This window comes from Bradyrhizobium sp., assembly GCF_035273305.1.
Classification (GTDB): Bacteria; Pseudomonadota; Alphaproteobacteria; order Rhizobiales; family Xanthobacteraceae; genus Bradyrhizobium.
This window is the reverse complement of the sequence record NZ_DATEPI010000104.1, coordinates 1-15,733: the sequence shown is the minus strand read 5'-3', so window position 1 is coordinate 15,733 and position 15,733 is coordinate 1. Positions and strand designations below refer to the sequence as shown.

Annotated in this window: 17 protein-coding genes and 1 tRNA gene; 9 read left to right on the top strand and 9 right to left on the bottom strand. The window is 59.8% G+C overall.

Going from position 1 to position 15,733, the window contains the following annotated elements; translation table 11 throughout:
- Positions 1–53 precede the first annotated feature (53 nt).
- From ugpB to VJV58_RS06800, 6 genes are all read left to right on the top strand, one after another.
- The gene (ugpB, locus tag VJV58_RS06825; protein ID WP_324136577.1) at positions 54–1,367 is read left to right on the top strand and encodes a sn-glycerol-3-phosphate ABC transporter substrate-binding protein UgpB; all 1,314 of its coding nucleotides are present in this window, start codon (positions 54–56) and stop codon (positions 1,365–1,367) included.
- A 69-nt stretch (positions 1,368–1,436) separates the two neighbouring features.
- The gene (gene ugpA / locus VJV58_RS06820; protein WP_324136576.1) at positions 1,437–2,318 is read left to right on the top strand and encodes a sn-glycerol-3-phosphate ABC transporter permease UgpA; all 882 of its coding nucleotides are present in this window, start codon (positions 1,437–1,439) and stop codon (positions 2,316–2,318) included.
- Positions 2,318–3,166, top strand: a complete 849-nt coding sequence (gene ugpE / locus VJV58_RS06815) for a sn-glycerol-3-phosphate ABC transporter permease UgpE (RefSeq protein ID WP_324136575.1) — start codon at positions 2,318–2,320, stop codon at positions 3,164–3,166. Before ugpA ends, ugpE begins: the two co-directional genes overlap by 1 nt.
- An 85-nt stretch (positions 3,167–3,251) precedes the next feature.
- Positions 3,252–4,331, top strand: a complete 1,080-nt coding sequence (locus VJV58_RS06810; protein ID WP_324136574.1) for a sn-glycerol-3-phosphate import ATP-binding protein UgpC — start codon at positions 3,252–3,254, stop codon at positions 4,329–4,331.
- Between the two features lie 163 nt (positions 4,332–4,494).
- Complete coding sequence (locus VJV58_RS06805; RefSeq protein WP_324136573.1) at positions 4,495–4,920, top strand: Hsp20 family protein; 426 nt, start codon at positions 4,495–4,497, stop codon at positions 4,918–4,920.
- A 50-nt stretch (positions 4,921–4,970) separates the two neighbouring features.
- Positions 4,971–5,237, top strand: coding sequence for a DUF1150 domain-containing protein (locus tag VJV58_RS06800; protein ID WP_324136572.1), 267 nt, complete (start codon positions 4,971–4,973; stop codon positions 5,235–5,237).
- Positions 5,238–5,545: 308 nt separating this feature from the next.
- Here VJV58_RS06800 and ptsN read toward each other — a convergent pair whose 3' ends face one another.
- From ptsN to VJV58_RS06760, 8 genes are all read right to left on the bottom strand, one after another.
- The gene (gene ptsN / locus VJV58_RS06795) at positions 5,546–6,007 is read right to left on the bottom strand and encodes a PTS IIA-like nitrogen regulatory protein PtsN (RefSeq protein ID WP_324136571.1); all 462 of its coding nucleotides are present in this window, start codon (positions 6,005–6,007) and stop codon (positions 5,546–5,548) included.
- 217 nt (positions 6,008–6,224) lie between these two features.
- Positions 6,225–6,839: a ribosome hibernation-promoting factor, HPF/YfiA family gene (gene hpf / locus VJV58_RS06790; RefSeq protein ID WP_324136570.1), complete on the bottom strand. Its 615-nt coding sequence runs from the start codon at positions 6,837–6,839 to the stop codon at positions 6,225–6,227.
- 58 nt (positions 6,840–6,897) lie between these two features.
- Positions 6,898–8,538, bottom strand: coding sequence for an RNA polymerase factor sigma-54 (gene rpoN, locus VJV58_RS06785; RefSeq protein WP_324136569.1), 1,641 nt, complete (start codon positions 8,536–8,538; stop codon positions 6,898–6,900).
- Between the two features lie 113 nt (positions 8,539–8,651).
- Positions 8,652–9,623 (bottom strand): LPS export ABC transporter ATP-binding protein, encoded by a 972-nt coding sequence (gene lptB, locus VJV58_RS06780; protein ID WP_324136568.1) that lies wholly within the window; start codon positions 9,621–9,623, stop codon positions 8,652–8,654.
- Positions 9,624–9,936: 313 nt separating this feature from the next.
- Positions 9,937–10,632 carry an LptA/OstA family protein gene (locus tag VJV58_RS06775; protein WP_414641429.1) on the bottom strand — a complete coding sequence of 232 codons (696 nt, stop codon included), beginning with the start codon at positions 10,630–10,632 and terminating at the stop codon, positions 9,937–9,939.
- The gene (gene lptC / locus VJV58_RS06770) at positions 10,629–11,378 is read right to left on the bottom strand and encodes an LPS export ABC transporter periplasmic protein LptC (RefSeq protein WP_324136567.1); all 750 of its coding nucleotides are present in this window, start codon (positions 11,376–11,378) and stop codon (positions 10,629–10,631) included. Before lptC ends, VJV58_RS06775 begins: the two co-directional genes overlap by 4 nt.
- A 132-nt stretch (positions 11,379–11,510) precedes the next feature.
- Positions 11,511–12,125 carry a ribonuclease D gene (locus VJV58_RS06765; RefSeq protein WP_324136566.1) on the bottom strand — a complete coding sequence of 205 codons (615 nt, stop codon included), beginning with the start codon at positions 12,123–12,125 and terminating at the stop codon, positions 11,511–11,513.
- Between the two features lie 106 nt (positions 12,126–12,231).
- Positions 12,232–12,318: transfer RNA gene (locus VJV58_RS06760), tRNA-Leu, on the bottom strand.
- A gap of 148 nt (positions 12,319–12,466) precedes the next feature.
- Here VJV58_RS06760 and VJV58_RS06755 point away from each other — a divergent pair.
- Positions 12,467–13,435, top strand: a complete 969-nt coding sequence (locus tag VJV58_RS06755) for a complex I NDUFA9 subunit family protein (protein WP_324136565.1) — start codon at positions 12,467–12,469, stop codon at positions 13,433–13,435.
- Positions 13,436–13,471: 36 nt separating this feature from the next.
- Here VJV58_RS06755 and VJV58_RS06750 read toward each other — a convergent pair whose 3' ends face one another.
- Positions 13,472–14,278 (bottom strand): undecaprenyl-diphosphate phosphatase, encoded by an 807-nt coding sequence (locus tag VJV58_RS06750; RefSeq protein ID WP_324136564.1) that lies wholly within the window; start codon positions 14,276–14,278, stop codon positions 13,472–13,474.
- A gap of 210 nt (positions 14,279–14,488) precedes the next feature.
- Between VJV58_RS06750 and VJV58_RS06745 the strand changes: the two genes are divergently transcribed.
- Complete coding sequence (locus tag VJV58_RS06745; RefSeq protein WP_324136563.1) at positions 14,489–15,181, top strand: glutathione S-transferase family protein; 693 nt, start codon at positions 14,489–14,491, stop codon at positions 15,179–15,181.
- Positions 15,130–15,733: epoxyqueuosine reductase (locus tag VJV58_RS06740; RefSeq protein WP_324136562.1), on the top strand; the 604-nt coding region annotated here is incomplete at its 3' end. The genes VJV58_RS06745 and VJV58_RS06740, both read left to right, overlap by 52 nt.

The following is a 15,733-nucleotide window of genomic DNA, read 5'->3' as shown; positions in this document are numbered from 1 at the left end:
CCAGCGCTGCTATCGCGCTAAGGTACATAAATCCAACGGGGAGGATTCATACCATGCTTCGACACTTCGGCCTTGCCACCACGTTGGCGGCCACACTCGCGCTCGCCAGTCCCGCTCACGCGGTGACCGAAATTCAGTGGTGGCACGCCATGACCGGCGGCAACAACGATGTGGTCGTCAAGCTCGCCAACGACTTCAACGCCTCGCAGAGCGACTACAAGGTGGTTCCTTCGTACAAGGGCGGCTATGCGGACACCATGAACGCTGGTATCGCGGCGTTCCGGGCTGGCAATGCTCCGGCGATCATGCAGGTGTTCGAAGTCGGCACTGCGACCATGATGGCGGCGACCGGCGCAGTAAAGCCGGTGTATAAACTGATGCAGGAAACCGGCCAGAAATTCGACCCCAAGGCCTACCTGCCGGCCATCACCGGCTACTACTCGACCTCAAAGGGCGAGATGCTGTCATTCCCCTTCAATTCGTCTTCCACCGTGATGTGGGTCAATCTCGATGCGTTGAAGAAAGCCAACATCACCGAAATCCCGAAAACCTGGCCGGAAGTTTTCAACGATGCCAAGAAACTGAAGGCTGCGGGTTACGCTACCTGCGGTTTCTCCAATGCGTGGGCAACCTGGGTCAACATCGAGCAGTTGTCGGCGTGGCACAACGTCCCGCTCTCGACCAAGGCCAACGGCCTCGATGGATTCGACACTGTGCTCGAGTTCAACCGGCCCCTCCAGGTCAAGCATCTCGAGACGTTGATCGAGCTGCAAAAGGACAAAACCTACGACTATTCCGGGCGCACCAACGCTGGCGAAGGCCGCTTTACCTCCGGTGAATGTCCCCTTTTCCTGACCTCGTCCGCCTTCTTTGGCAACGTCAAAACCCAGGCCAAATTCAACTTCACGAACGCGCCGATGCCCTATTATCCGGACGTGAAGGGCGCGCCGCAGAACTCGATCATCGGCGGCGCGTCGCTCTGGGTCATGGGCGGCAAATCGGCGGACGAATACAAGGGCGTGGCCAAATTCCTGGCTTTCCTCTCCGACACGGACCGTCAGGTCGAGATCCACAAGGCTTCGGGCTATCTGCCGATCACCAAGGCCGCTTATGAAAAGGCCAAGGCGGAAGGCTTCTACAAGGAGCAGCCCTATCTGGAGACGCCGCTGAAAGAGTTGACCAACAAGGAGCCGACCGAGAATTCTCGCGGCTTGAGACTTGGCAACATGGTCCAGTTGCGTGACGTATGGTCGGAAGAGATCGAGCAGGCGCTTGCCGGCAAGAAGACCGCCAAGCAGGCCTTGGACGCAGCGGTGGAGCGCGGCAACCAGATGCTTCGCCAGTTCGAAAAAACCGCTGTACATTGAGGGCCGATACATTGAGTCAATAACGATACGGCAGGCCGCATCCCGCGGCCTGCTACCCGCCCGGCTCTCATGCAGAAGCAATCCGTCTTCCAGTCCCGCCTGCTGCCCTACGCGCTGGTCGCGCCGCAGCTCGCGGTCGTTTTAGTCTTCTTTTACTGGCCTGCCGCGCAGGCGGTGCTGCAGTCGTTCCTGCAGCAGGATGCCTTTGGGCTCTCGACGACCTTCGTCTGGTTTGAGAATTACCGGGATCTGCTGAGCCAACCGGAATATTTCAGCACCATCGTCAGGACCTTCGTGTTCTCGTTCGCGATCGCCGCCGCCTCGCTCAGCCTCGCGCTGCTGCTCGCCGTAATGGCCGACAAGCCACTTCGCGGCGGCACATTCTACCGAACGCTCCTGATCTGGCCTTATGCGGTGGCTCCTCCCGTTGTCGGGGTGCTGTGGGTGTTCATGCTCAATCCGTCGCTGGGCATTCTGGCGCACGGTCTTCGCGCGATGGGAATCGACTGGAACCCGCTGCTCGACGGCGATCAGGCTGCGCTGCTGATCATCCTGGCCGCGGCCTGGAAACAGATCTCCTACAATTTCCTGTTCTTCCTCGCCGGCCTGCAGGCAATCCCCAGGAGCGTGATTGAGGCAGCCGCGATCGACGGAGCGCGTCCGATGCGACGATTCTGGACCATCATCTTCCCGTTGCTGTCGCCGACGATCTTCTTCCTGCTGGTCATAAACATCGTTTACGCCTTCTTCGATACCTTCGGCATCATCGACACGATGACCCGCGGCGGCCCTGCAAAGGCTACTGAAACGCTCGTCTACAAGGTCTATGGCGACGGCCTGCTCGGCGGCAACCTCGGCAGCTCCGCGGCACAGTCCGTCATCCTCATGGCTATCGTGATCGTGTTGACCGCAGTCCAGTTCCGGTTCGTCGAACGCAAGGTGACCTACTGATGGTCGAGCGCGAGGGCATCCGCCGTTATGTCGCTCACGGCATTCTGTGGGTCGGGATCGCGATCGTCGCATTTCCGGTTTATCTGGCTTTCATCGCGTCCACACAGGACAATGCAGTAATTGCCAACGGTCAGATGTCGCTGTTGCCGGGCGGTCATTTTTTGGAGACCTATTACAGGACCATCTTTGTCGGCACGAGCGGCTCGACGCGCGAGCCGGTGAGTACGATGCTGCTCAACTCGCTTGTGATGTCGATGCTGATCGCGGTCGGCAAGATCGCGATCTCGATCATATCGGCCTACGCGGTCGTCTATTTCCGGTTTCCGTTCCGGATGTCGATTTTCTGGCTCATCTTCATCACGCTGATGCTGCCTGTCGAAGTGCGTATCTATCCAACCTACAAGATTGTCGCCGACCTGCACTTGCTCGACAGTTACGCGGGCCTTGCGCTGCCGCTCATCGCCTCAGCGACCGCAACGCTTCTGTTCCGGCAATTCTTCATGACAGTTCCTGATGAATTGCTTGAGGCCTCGCGTATCGACGGCGCCGGACCGCTCCGCTTCTTCTGGGATACCCTGTTGCCGCTGTCGCGCACCAACATGGCCGCCCTGTTCGTGATCCTGTTCATCCTCGGCTGGAACCAATATCTCTGGCCTCTTCTGATCACCACGCGCGACGACATGCAGACCATCCAGATCGGCATCCGCAAGATGATCACCACCACCGATGCGCTGACCGAATGGCCTGTCGTGATGGCGACGGCCGTATTGGCCATGCTGCCGCCGGTGTTTATCGTTCTCGTCATGCAGAAACTATTCGTGCGCGGCCTGGTCGAGACTGAAAAATGAAGGCAGCGGAAACGGGAAAGGCCAATGAAACGTCACTTCTCCGCGGCTCCGTGCTCGCAGCTAGCGCCCTCTTGAAAGAGATTTCATGGCCAACGTAACGCTCCGCAACGTCCGCAAGACCTATCCCGGCGGCTTCGAAGCGATCAAAGGTATCGACTTCGAGGTAGGCGATGGCCAGCTTTGCGTCCTGGTGGGTCCCTCCGGCTGTGGCAAATCCACACTGCTGCGTATGGTCGCAGGGCTCGAGACCGTTAGCGGCGGTGAAATTGATATTGGTGGCCGTATCGTCAACGGCATCGAGCCGGCCGATCGCGATATCGCGATGGTGTTCCAGAATTACGCGCTCTATCCGCATATGAGCGTCTACAACAACATGGCGTACGGCCTTCGCAACCGGCGCATGCCCCGGCCCGAGATCGACACGCGTGTGCAGGAAGCTGCGCGCATCCTCGAACTTGGCGCGATGCTGGAGCGCAAGCCGCGGCAGCTCTCCGGCGGACAGCGCCAGCGCGTCGCGATGGGACGCGCCATTGTCCGGCAGCCGAAAGTGTTTCTGTTCGATGAGCCTTTGTCTAATCTTGACGCCAAGCTGCGGATTGCGATGCGGGTCGAAATCCGCAAATTGCAGCGCCGGCTGCAGACCACCTCGATCTACGTCACGCATGACCAGCTTGAGGCCATGACTCTTGCCGACATCCTGGTGGTGATGAATGGTGGCCGTGTCGAGCAGATCGGCAATCCGCTTGAGATTTATCAGAAACCCATGACGACCTTTGTCGCCTCGTTCATCGGCGCGCCGCCGATGAATCTGATGCCGCTACGCGATGCGGGGGGATTTCAGGCGCCCGGCAACGACGGCATCCTCGGTATTCGCCCGGAGGACCTGCTACTGACAAGCGAAAAGCCGACGGGCGGTCTGGGATTGCAGCTGACAGTGGAGGCGATCGAGCGGGTCGGTGCTGAAACATACGTCTACGGCATCCGCTCACAGGAACGCGACACTCCGACCGTGAGCCTCAGACCGGGCGAGCTGGCCCCCGGCGAAGTCATCGTTCGGCTTCCCGGCGCCACCGCCCCCTCGATCGGCGAGCGTATCCACGCCGCCGCACCTCGCGACAAGCTGCACCTATTTAGCGCCGATGGTCGAAACCGGATCAAACTGTAGCTTTGGGCGAGTTCCGGACGGTGCGTTGCAGCGCTTGAACCTAGCCTAAGCCATTGCCATATTGGGCTTGTCCGGAGGGCTAAGCCGCCGCCGGGCCGCGTAGGCAGGAGCGCCGAAAGGGCTCCAGACTGTCAAAGTCGCTTCGAGAGGACTTTGTAAAAAAATGACTCGTGTTCCTTCGTTATCCAGTCCGTTCCTTCTGGGATTCGACGAAATCGAGCGAGCGCTCGATCGCGTCGTCAAAGGCGCCGACGGCTATCCTCCGTACAATATCGAGAGGTGTGATCGCGCCAACGGCCAGCCCGAACGGCTGCGAATCACGCTGGCGGTCGCCGGATTTACCCGCGACCAACTCGATATAACCATTGAGGAAAACCAGCTCGTGATCCGGGGCCGTCAGCAGGAGGACAAGGCTCGGCAATACATCCACCGCGGCATCGCCGCGCGTCATTTCCAGCGCACTTTCGTGCTGGCGGAGGGGATGCAGGTGCTGGGCGCGGACCTGAAAAACGGGCTTTTGTCGATCGATTTGGCCCGGCCTGAGCCGGAAAAGGTCGTTAAGACAATCGCTATCAATGAACATGAATAATGGAACGAGTAGCGGACTCGACCGCTTATTCCAACAGAGGAGTCGAGACCATGACTGAAGGTACTGTTGTTTTTGAACCGGCGGCCGTCTCAACGGAGTCGCTGGCGACCTTGGGCGAGGGTTCCATCGCGTACGTGAAGCAGATCCGCTCCGAGGATGTGCCGGTCCTGTTTCCGCAGGCGCCGAAGATCGCGCCCGGCCTGAAGCTGTTCGCACTCCACGCCGCCGATGGCACTCCGATCATGCTGACCGACAGCCGCGAAGCGGCGATCGCAAACGCATGGAGCAACGAACTCCAAGCGGTCAGCGTTCACTGAATACTGCCGGTACGCCGCGTCGCTAAAACCAAGCCTGAGATTCGCAGCGCATGCTCGCTGCATCAGCGACGTTAAATCAAGAATTCACGATATCGAACGCGGGTTGTTGTTCTGGCTTGGCCGGAATAGAGCCCGCGTTTCTCTTTGGGGCGAGAGATCGGCGCCTGCTTGATTCCGATCTGAAGTCGCTCCCGCGCCGTCGCCGGCCGCTGGCTCGAACTACAAATTGATCACAGGATCGATAACGCCACCGGGCCGGTGACGCTGCCCGATGGCATAGCGATCGATTTGCCGGAGACATTCCGCGTCTACGCCGCGCTCGCGGGCGGTAGCGCGAGCACTGAATAGATCGCTGGCGCGTCGCGGGACGCGCGCAGTTTTTTGGCGACGTCCTGGTCGCGCAACAGCCGCGCTATTCTCGCCAACGCCTTCAGATGATCGGCGCCGGCCCCTTCAGGCGCCAGCAGCAGGAACACGAGATCAACCGGCTGGCCATCCATCGCCTCGAAATCGATCGGCCGCTCCAGTCGCGCAAAAAAGCCGAACAGTTTTTCGAGCTTGGGAAGCTTGCCATGCGGTATTGCCACGCCATAACCGACCGCGGTGGTTCCCAACTTCTCGCGCTGCAGCAGCACCTCGAAAATCGCGCGTTCGTTCTGGCCGGTCAGCGCTGATGCGCGCGCGGCAAGTTCCTGGAGCGCCTGCTTCTTGGTGTTGACTTTCAACGCGGGCAGAATGGCCTCGGGTGCGACCAGATCGGTAATCGTCATGGGGCGTTCCGAGGTGAATTAGCCGTCAGTATGAGAAATAAGCTTTAGCAGGGCGGCGTCAAGAAGATGAGACGGTAGGCCGGGTTACACCCGGATTTTGGTTGCGCGGCTTCTACTCCAACCGCGCTCCGCTGCCAACTCCCGCCGCACCGCTTTTGACGGCGGCGCCGTTCGGGGCGCGGACCATAGGGAGGGGCCCAAGGGTCGTCAATGCCGGTCACGCCTGATCCTCCTGCTTGCCTCCCGGCGGGTCGACCCAGCCAATATTGCCGTCCGAACGCCGGTAAATGACGTTCACCCGGCCAGTGGAGCCATGCTGGAACACGATGCAGGGCGCGCCGGTCAGATCCAGTTCCATCACAGCCTCGCTGACGGACAGCCGCTTCAACGACGTGCTGGTCTCCGCGATGATTACGGGAGCGTAGCCGATCATCTCTTCATCGCTTTCGGCTGGCGATTCGATGACATAGCTTGATGCGTCCAGCGCCGGCGCGCTGATCTCCGCAAGCGCTTCCGAAGCGGCGTGCGCTTTGCGGGCCGAACGGTCCTTTAGCCTGCTCTTGTAGCGCCGCAATCGCTTTTCGATCATCAGCAGCGCCTGATCGGCGCTGGCATACGCGTCGGGTGCATTGGAGTCGGCCTCCAACGTAATGCCCGAATCCAGATGCAGCGCACATTCGGTACGAAAACCGAAACCATCCTTGCTCAGCGTGATGTGGCCGGAATAGTTGCCATCAAAATACTTGCGCAACACCTCATCGGTGCGCTCGTTGACTCGCCCGCGCAGGGCCTCGCCGAGATTGATGCTCTTTCCCGAAATCCGCAGACTCATTTCCTGTTGCCTCGATTACCAGAATGGGAGCCGACACTATCCCGACCCGGCTGAACAATCAGGCAGGCTGCGTATCGCGGGACCGGTCTGACGATGCGGGCGCGGAAAGTGCATTACCAAGCATGCTTTGCTTATCACGGCGTCGCTGCACGGAGGAGGGGATGCGCATGGCTTCGCGGTACTTGGCGACGGTACGCCGGGCAATATCAATACCGGATCCACGCAATCGTTCCACAATGGTATCATCCGATAATATCGCCGTTGGTTCTTCCATGTCGATCAGCTGTTTGATCTGGTGGCGCACCGCCTCCGCCGAATGAGCTTCGCCGCCGTGGGCTGAGGCGATCGAAGCAGTGAAGAAATACTTCAATTCGAAACTGCCGCGATTGGTCGCCATGTATTTGTTGGCAGTGACCCGGGACACCGTCGATTCGTGCATCTGGATCGCATCGGCCACAGTCTTGAGGTTCAGCGGGCGCAAATGCGCGACACCGCGCGCGAAGAAGCCATCCTGCTGACGCACGATTTCGGTCGCGACCTTCAAGATGGTGCGGGCGCGCTGATCGAGCGCTCGCACAAGCCAAGTTGCATTCTGCAGACAATCGCTGAAATAGGATTTATCGCCGTCCTTGCGAACCGTCTTTGACAACTCAGTGTAATAGGTCTGGTTGACCAGCACGCGCGGCAACGTGTCGCTGTTGAGTTCGACGTGCCATCCGCCATCGGGTCCCGGCCTCACATACACATCCGGCACCATGGTCTGCGTTCGCGTCGATCCGAACTTCAACCCGGGCTTTGGATCAAGACGGCGAATTTCAGCGATCATGTCGGTGATGTCGTCATCATCGACCCCGCACAGTTTTCGTAAAGCCGCGATGTCGCGCTTGGCCAGGAGATCGAGATTTTCGACCAGCGCCTGCATCGCCGGATCGTATCGGTCGAGTTCGCGAAGTTGGATCGCGAGGCATTCGCTCAAATTTCGCGCGCACACGCCAGGCGGATCGAATTTCTGCAGCACCGTGAGAACCGCCTCTACGTCCTGTTGCGAGGCGCCAAGCCGCTCGGAAGCCTGCCCGAGATCGGCAGGAACGTAGCCCGCCTCATCCACGAGATCGATCAGGTACTGACCGACCATGCGCCGCGCCGGATCGTTGAAAGCCACCGCCAGTTGTTCAGCCAGATGGCTGCCGAGCGTAACTTCGTCCGCGACAAAGGCTTCGAGATTGTAGCTATCGTCGTTGGAAGCACCGCCTCCCCATTCGGTGTAGGCCGTCGGAGCCGCATCCTGGGCGGTTCGCGCCGCAGCCTCGGCCGGCTCCTCGGAAAATACGTTCTCGAGCGGTGTGTCGAGGGTCTGCTCGATTTCGGCTCGAGTGCCGAGGTCGTGGGCAAGCCAGTCTTCCTGGACCGCTTCGAATCCGTCAGCCGAGTTCAATCCGCCTTGGGAGCCCTCGGTGCCGGCATCGTCGCCAGAAGAATGGTCGGAGTCGGAAAATTCGCGCTCGGGCACCGGCTCCCCCGCAACCGCGGGCTCGGGGCCCTCAGCGCGTTCCAGCAGCGGATTCCGCTCCAATTCCTCCTCGACGAATGCCGACAGGTCGAGATTCGACAGTTGCAGCAGCTTGATCGCCTGCATCAATTGCGGCGTCATCACCAGCGACTGCGATTGCCGGAACTCTAATCTCTGCGTCAGCGCCATGGAGGCAAGAGCCGATACCTGAAAGTTGGTCCGATTCTTGCTTAACTCAGTCCAGCGCCGATGTACACGGCTTGACCGGCGCGAAAAATGTGGAGACGATTTTCCAGTCTCATTTAGAGCCGGAATTCTTCGCCAAGGTAAAGGCGGCGTACATCCGGATCGTTAACAATTTCCTCCGGACTGCCCTCGGTCAGAATTTCACCGGCGTAGACAATATAGGCGCGGTCGGTCAGTCCGAGCGTTTCGCGAACGTTATGGTCCGTGATCAGCACGCCGATGCCGCGATTGGTAAGATGGCGGACCAGATCCTGAATGTCGCCCACTGCGATCGGATCGATGCCGGCGAACGGCTCGTCGAGCAGCATATAGTTGGGCCGGGTCGCAAGCGCACGCGCGATCTCGACGCGCCGCCGCTCGCCACCGGAGAGTGCGATCGACGGTGTCTTGCGCAGTCGGGCGATATTGAATTCATCCAGCAGCGAGTTAAGCTCGGCCTCGCGTTTCTTTTTGGAGGGCTCCACGACCTCCAGCACGGCGCGAATGTTTTGTTCAACGGTGAGGCCGCGAAAGATCGAAGCTTCCTGTGGCAGGTAACCAATTCCGAGCCGGGCACGCTGGTACATCGGCAGTCTGGTGACGTCGTGGCCATCGAGCTCGATCGCGCCGCGATCCGCCTTGATCAGCCCGGTGATCATGTAAAATACGGTGGTCTTGCCCGCGCCATTCGGCCCAAGCAAACCGACCGCCTCGCCGCGACGGACATAGATGCTGACGCCGCGAACGACTTGCCGCGTTCCGAAACTTTTTTCAACACTATGCACCGCCAGATAGCCCGGTCGTTGCGCTGATCGAAAGGCGGTGCTGGCTCCATTAGCCTTGCGCGGCTTCGGCCTCTCTCCGCCCCGGGGCGGCTGCGGCTTCGGCAAGGGCGCTTCGCGTGCGGTTGGAGGCGCGTCCCGAACCGGGCTGGTCAGCACGCCGCCCATCGTGTCTCGGACCGAGGTGATGTCCGCACGCGAGCGCGCAAATCCTGGCGGACTGCGTTTGGCCGGCCGGCGACGGAACATGCCGAGTAAATCCACCATCCTCGCTTCGCTCTGCCTTTCAGGGGTGATCTCACACCCGCCCGGCGATTCGATTCGCTCGCGCAACATGAAGCAATGGGTGTCGCTTGCCCAGCGAAACACCCTCGATTTCCGTCACCGACTCCTTCGGCGCGCGATCGGAAAAGATTGGAGCCGCCGGCGAAAGGACATCGCGCTGTTTTAAAGAATTTACAGCCCGATCCGACGCGCAACCGGATTTGCATTCCCGATCACTTATGATCGTGCCGTAAATACAGGTGGATGCCGCAGGCTTCAACCTTGCGGACTGCAGTACTTTGTCAAGCCGCTGATATCACTTCGATTTATTTGAAGAGCCAAATCCGGGCAACGGCGATCCAGAGGCCGACGAACCTGACCCGCAACCCTGCCCGGACTGTATGAACAGGCCTTGAACCTTGCCGCTGTCGGATTCTACCCGCGACACACCGGTCGTCATGTCCACGAATAGCCGGTCACCGCGTAGCACGTTCTTGCATTGGGTCAGCACGATCCCGCCAAGCATCGTGATCAGGTTGGCCCGGGTGTCAAACACCGCGGTCTCTCCGGTCACGACCTGGTCTTTTTGCGTCACCACGACGCTGCCCCTCGCTTCCAGCCGGCGAATCGATGAGCTGCCTCCGGGTCCCGGGCTTGCGGACTGCATCGGTGCTGATTTCGCCGCTTTGCCGCTTGATGCTGGCGATGGGGCGGAAGGCGAATTTGAATCGTAAAAGACCACCAGGCTCTTTGACGTCATGGTGGTGTCGCCCTGCACCACCTTTACATTGCCCGAAAATGTCGCTTCCTTTTTCTTGTCGCGCATTTCAAGCGACGCTGCTTCGATCTGGATCGGTTGATCGCGATTCTGCGAAAAGCCCTGCATGGCATTCGGCACGCCCGTCATCGTGCTTTGCGCACCTGCGTCACCGGACGCGCCCATGGCGATCGTGAACGCGGCGGCAATCACAGCGCCTACGATCCGGCTGAGAGTGCTGCGTCTGCAATTCATTTCGCGTTGCTGCTCTTGACCGAAGAAGACCGGTTCTTGTCCGAATAGTCTGAAGCGGATTCGGAGGCCGCAGCAGGACTGCCGGGCTGGTCGGATGCATTCAGATTATCCAAATTCATGACCACATTACCCTCGAAGGTCACCACCTCACCGCCTCCGGTGATCCTTAGCTTGTCGGCGGTGAGTGTGCCGTTGAGCAGTTTGACATCGACATGCTCCTCCGAAGTGATGGTGCCCTTTGCCATATCGACAAATGCTTGAGAGAGCCGCGCTTCATAACCGGCCGAGGATTGAAGAAAGATGTCCTTATGCAGCTGAAGCAGCTGTTGCTTGGTATCCATAGAGCCGTCGCGGGCATCGAGCGTCACCGTGGTTGTCTGATCGGCCATCAACACTTTGGCCCGCAAAGCCTTGAGATCGACGTGATCGGGCGCCGTCACATCCTGCGTCGCGGTTTTTGCCCAAACTTCGTACGGCCGCTGATCGGGCGTGTATCCGGATAAATGCGGCGATTCCATTGTGATCTTGGTGCCGGAGACCACGAGGTTTCCCATGTCAACCGGCAGCTTGGGCAGCAACATTCGGAACGGATTGAAAATCGAAACCGCTATAATGACCGCCAATGCCAGGATCACCGTGCCGGGAACGGCGATACGGAGCAGCCGAACCATGCGGCTGTGGCGCGAGGCAATGGCAAACCGCGCCTCCATGCCGGCCTGATAGGCGGGGTTCCGAACCGAATTCACCGCTGCTCCAAAACAATGGGGGTGCGCATGCCCGGCCCTATTGTAGCCGGTGCAGGCGGATTGTGCAGCCCGCACCCGCCGTTAGAGTGTGACCGAAACGGGGCGGGCGCGCTGCTAGGGTCCGCTCCAATCTCAAGAATGCGAGAAAATGTCTTCGGCTTCCCAGCCCAGCAGATCCAGTTTGGCGCGCGTCGGCAGAAATTCGAAACAGGCTTGCGCGAGTTGCAGCCGGCCCTCCCGCGCCAGCATGGCGTCGAGCCGCTCGCGAAGCGCATGCAGATGCAGCACGTCGGATGCTGCATAGGCCAACTGTGCTTCGCTCAGCGACTGCGAACCCCAATCGCTCGATTGTTGCTGCTTCGATAAATCAATGTTGAGAACTTCGCGCGCCAGGTCTTTCAGGCCGTGGCGATCGGTGTAGGTGCGCGACAGCCGCGAGGCGATCTTAGTGCAGTACAAGGGGCGCGGCATGATGCCGAAAGCGTTGTAGAGCACGGCGACATCGAACCGCGCGAAATGAAATATCTTCATGATCTTCGGATCGGCCAACAGTGCTTTCAAATTCGGCGCGTTGGCTTGATCCTTTGGGATCTGCACGACGTCGGCGCTTCCGTCACCGTTCGACAACTGCACGACACAGAGCCGGTCCCGGTGTGGCTGCAAGCCCATGGTCTCGGTATCGATCGCCACCGAACTGGTGTAGCGGGTCAGATCCGGCAGATCGCCTCGATGCAGGCGCACGGTCATCGTCAGAACCTCTTCGAATCGCTGCCGACCAAACTACCGCCCAAAGTTCGAACAGGCGAGCAGCCGGTGAACCCTGATCGGTGATGGGAGAGCATCCAACGATAGTTGGTGCCCAGGAAAGGACTCGAACCTTCACGGCCGTGAAGCCACTGGCACCTGAAGCCAGCGCGTCTACCAATTCCGCCACCTGGGCCCGGGCGGGTTAGTACGGATCGGTTGCGCGCTTGTCAAATTGGCACGCTGCGAGGCAAATGCGCTGTACAGCATCAGCATGATGGCGTATCGCGAAACCGCCAAATATCTGCACGACCGATCGAATTTGACCCTTAGGAACAGGCGCCATGGCATCGAATCTGGACACGCTGGTCACGGTTTTCGGAGGATCGGGTTTCCTGGGCCGACACGTGGTGCGCGCGCTGGCGAAGCGCGATTACCGCATCCGGGTGGCAGTGCGCCGACCGGAACTAGCTGGCCATTTGCAGCCCCTCGGTCGGGTCGGCCAGATTCACGCCGTGCAGTGCAATTTGCGTTATCCGACCTCGGTCGAGGCCGCGATGCGGGGTTCGTATGCGGCCATCAATCTGGTCGGTATTCTGGCCGAGAGCGGCGCTCAAAGTTTCGAGGCGGTTCAAGCTCGGGGCGCCGGCGCGGTAGCCCGCGTCGCGGCGGCCGTCGGCGCCGACATGGTGCATGTTTCGGCCATTGGAGCGGACGAGAAGTCACCATCGGGTTATGGGCGCACGAAAGCGGCAGGCGAAAAAGCGGTGCTGTCGGCCACGCCCTCCGCCACCATCTTCCGGCCATCGGTGGTATTCGGGCCCGAGGACCAGTTCACCAACCGTTTCGCAGCACTGGCACGGGTATCGCCAGCCTTGCCGCTGATCGGTGGCGGTATGACCCGAATGCAGCCGGTCTATGTAGGCGATGTCGCGACCGCGATCGCCGATGCCGTCGACGGCAAGACCAAAGCTGGCGCCACTTACGAACTCGGCGGTCCGGAAGTGCTGACCATGCGCGAGATCATGCAAATCATTCTTTCCACCATCGAACGCCGACGCATGCTGATCTCACTGCCGTTTGGCCTCGCAAAGTTGCAGGCATTCATTCTGCAGTTCGCGCCGGGACCTCTCAAGCTAACACCGGATCAGGTAGCACTGCTGCGCACCGACAATGTCGTGTCGGATGCCGCCAAGGCCAGCGGCCTGACGCTGGAAGGCCTGGGAATCGCGCCGGATTCGCTGGAAGCGATCGCTCCGCAATATCTATGGCGATTCCGCAAGACGGGGCAGTTCGCGAACAGGCGCACTTAGACCTGCGCGCGGACACCGAGTAATCTGGAGCGGGTGTTAGCGTCCCATCGCCAGCGCGACCAGGCCGAGCGTGCCGACAATGACGCGCCACCACGCAAACAGCACGAAACCATGGCGGGTGACGTAGGTCAGGAAGGTCTTGACCACAATCATCGCAGTGATGAACGACACCACAAAACCGATCGCGATGACGCCGGCGTGGTCGAGGTTGATGTCAGCCCGGTTCTTGTAGAACTCGTAGACGAACGCACCGATCATGGTTGGGATCGCGAGAAAGAATGAAAACTCTGCTGCCGCGCGTTTGTCAGCGCCCAACAACATCGCAGCCACGATGCTGGCGCCGGATCGCGAGACGCCGGGAATCATCGCCACGCACTGCGCGACCCCGATGACCAGATACATCGGCAACGGAAATTTGGTCGCATCGTATTCATGCGGCTTGTGATCGAGCTGATCAACCCACAGCAATACGGCGCCGCCAACGATCAGCGAAAAACAAACCACCCACGGATTGAACAGAAGTTCCTTGATGTACTTCCCGGCAATCAGGCCGACGATGACCGCCGGAAGGAACGCGACCAGCACACCCAAGACGAATCGCCGATCGTCGGAATTGGAGAACGCGCCGAGCGCGATCCGCCACAATCGCCCGAAGTAGAGCACAAGAATGGCCAGAATTGCGCCGAGCTGAATCAAGATCGTGAAGCTGTTCCAGAAACTGCCCTCGCCGAGATTAAAGAACCTTTCCGCAAGCAACAGGTGTCCCGTCGAAGACACTGGAAGGAACTCGGTGACACCCTCGACGATACCGAGGACCACCGCCCGCAATGCGTCAGACATCATCACAATGATCCGTTCTGATCGATTCCGCCCCAAAGCCAGAATCCTTCTGGCCTATTCGCATCTCTGCGGCAATCGTAAAAAACGCGAAAACACAGGTTGCCTCGCTCGCGCGCTTCGGTAGTTTGGCGCGCTGCTTGGGTGGTTTATGCGTTTGCCTGACGTATTAAGGCGGTGATGATTTCTTAAGCAGCGCACAAATAACAAGGGCTCATGTACACACTGTTTCATCATTCGTTCTGTCCGCTTTCACGCTTTATCCGGCTGGCGCTTGGCGAACACGGCCTCGAATTGCGACTGGTGGAAGAGCGGGTTTGGGAACGACGCAAAACTTTTCTGACGCTCAACCCGGCGGGCACTACTCCGGTGCTGACAGCGGACGGCCGCTCGGCGATTCCCGGCGCGGGCGTCATTATTGAATATCTCGATGAGGCCCACGGACGCGAGATGGGAGAGCGGCGGCTGTTGCCAACCAGCATGGGCGAGCGCATCGAGGTGCGCCGGTTGATGGCCTGGTTCAATGAGAAATTCTATCAGGAAGCCTCCAACCCGCTGGTCACGGAGCGAATCTACAAGCGATTCATGAGCGAGCAGGATGGCGGCGGTGCGCCGGCAGCGGAGGTGATGAGAGCGGCAAAGGCAAATGTGCGCTATCATCTTGCCTATATCGGATGGCTGGCGCGAACCCGGAACTTTCTGGCTGGCGACCGCCTGACCTATGCGGATCTCGCCGCCGCGGCCCATCTTTCCGCGATCGATTATCTAGGCGATGTGCCATGGATCGAAGACGAAGCAGCAAAGGCCTGGTACGCCCGGGTGAAATCCCGGCCGTCGTTCCGCCCCCTGCTGAGCGAATGGCTGGCCGGGGTGCCGGCGTCGCGCACCTACGTGGACCTGGACTTCTGAACTCCGCTATCAAGTTTAGCGCTACCGAGCTGAAAGCCGCGCTGGCGAGCGAAGCGCGCGCGCTCGGTTTCGATAGCTTCGGGATCACTGGGCCGGATGCGATCACGGATGCTGGTCAGTGGTTTCACGCTTTTCTCGAACTCGGCGCACATGGCGATATGGACTGGCTTGCTGATCGCCCTGAGCGCCGCGCCGATCCGCGCCTGCTCTGGCCTGATGTGCGCTCGATCATTATGCTGGGTGTCAATTATGGGCCGGATGAAAATCCGCTGGCGATTCTCGCGCAAAAGACTCGCGGCGCGATCTCGGTCTACGCCAAGGGCGACGACTACCACGATATCATCAAAAAACGCCTCAAGGCGTTGGCACGATGGCTGGTCGCTACTTCTGGCGGCGAAGCCAAGATATTCGTCGATACCGCTGCGGTGATGGAAAAGCCGCTGGCGCAGGCAGCGGGCTTGGGCTGGCAGGGCAAGCACACCAATCTGGTCTCGCGTGAGTTCGGTTCATGGCTGTTTCTCGGCGCGATTTTCACCAGCCTCGAGCTGCCAC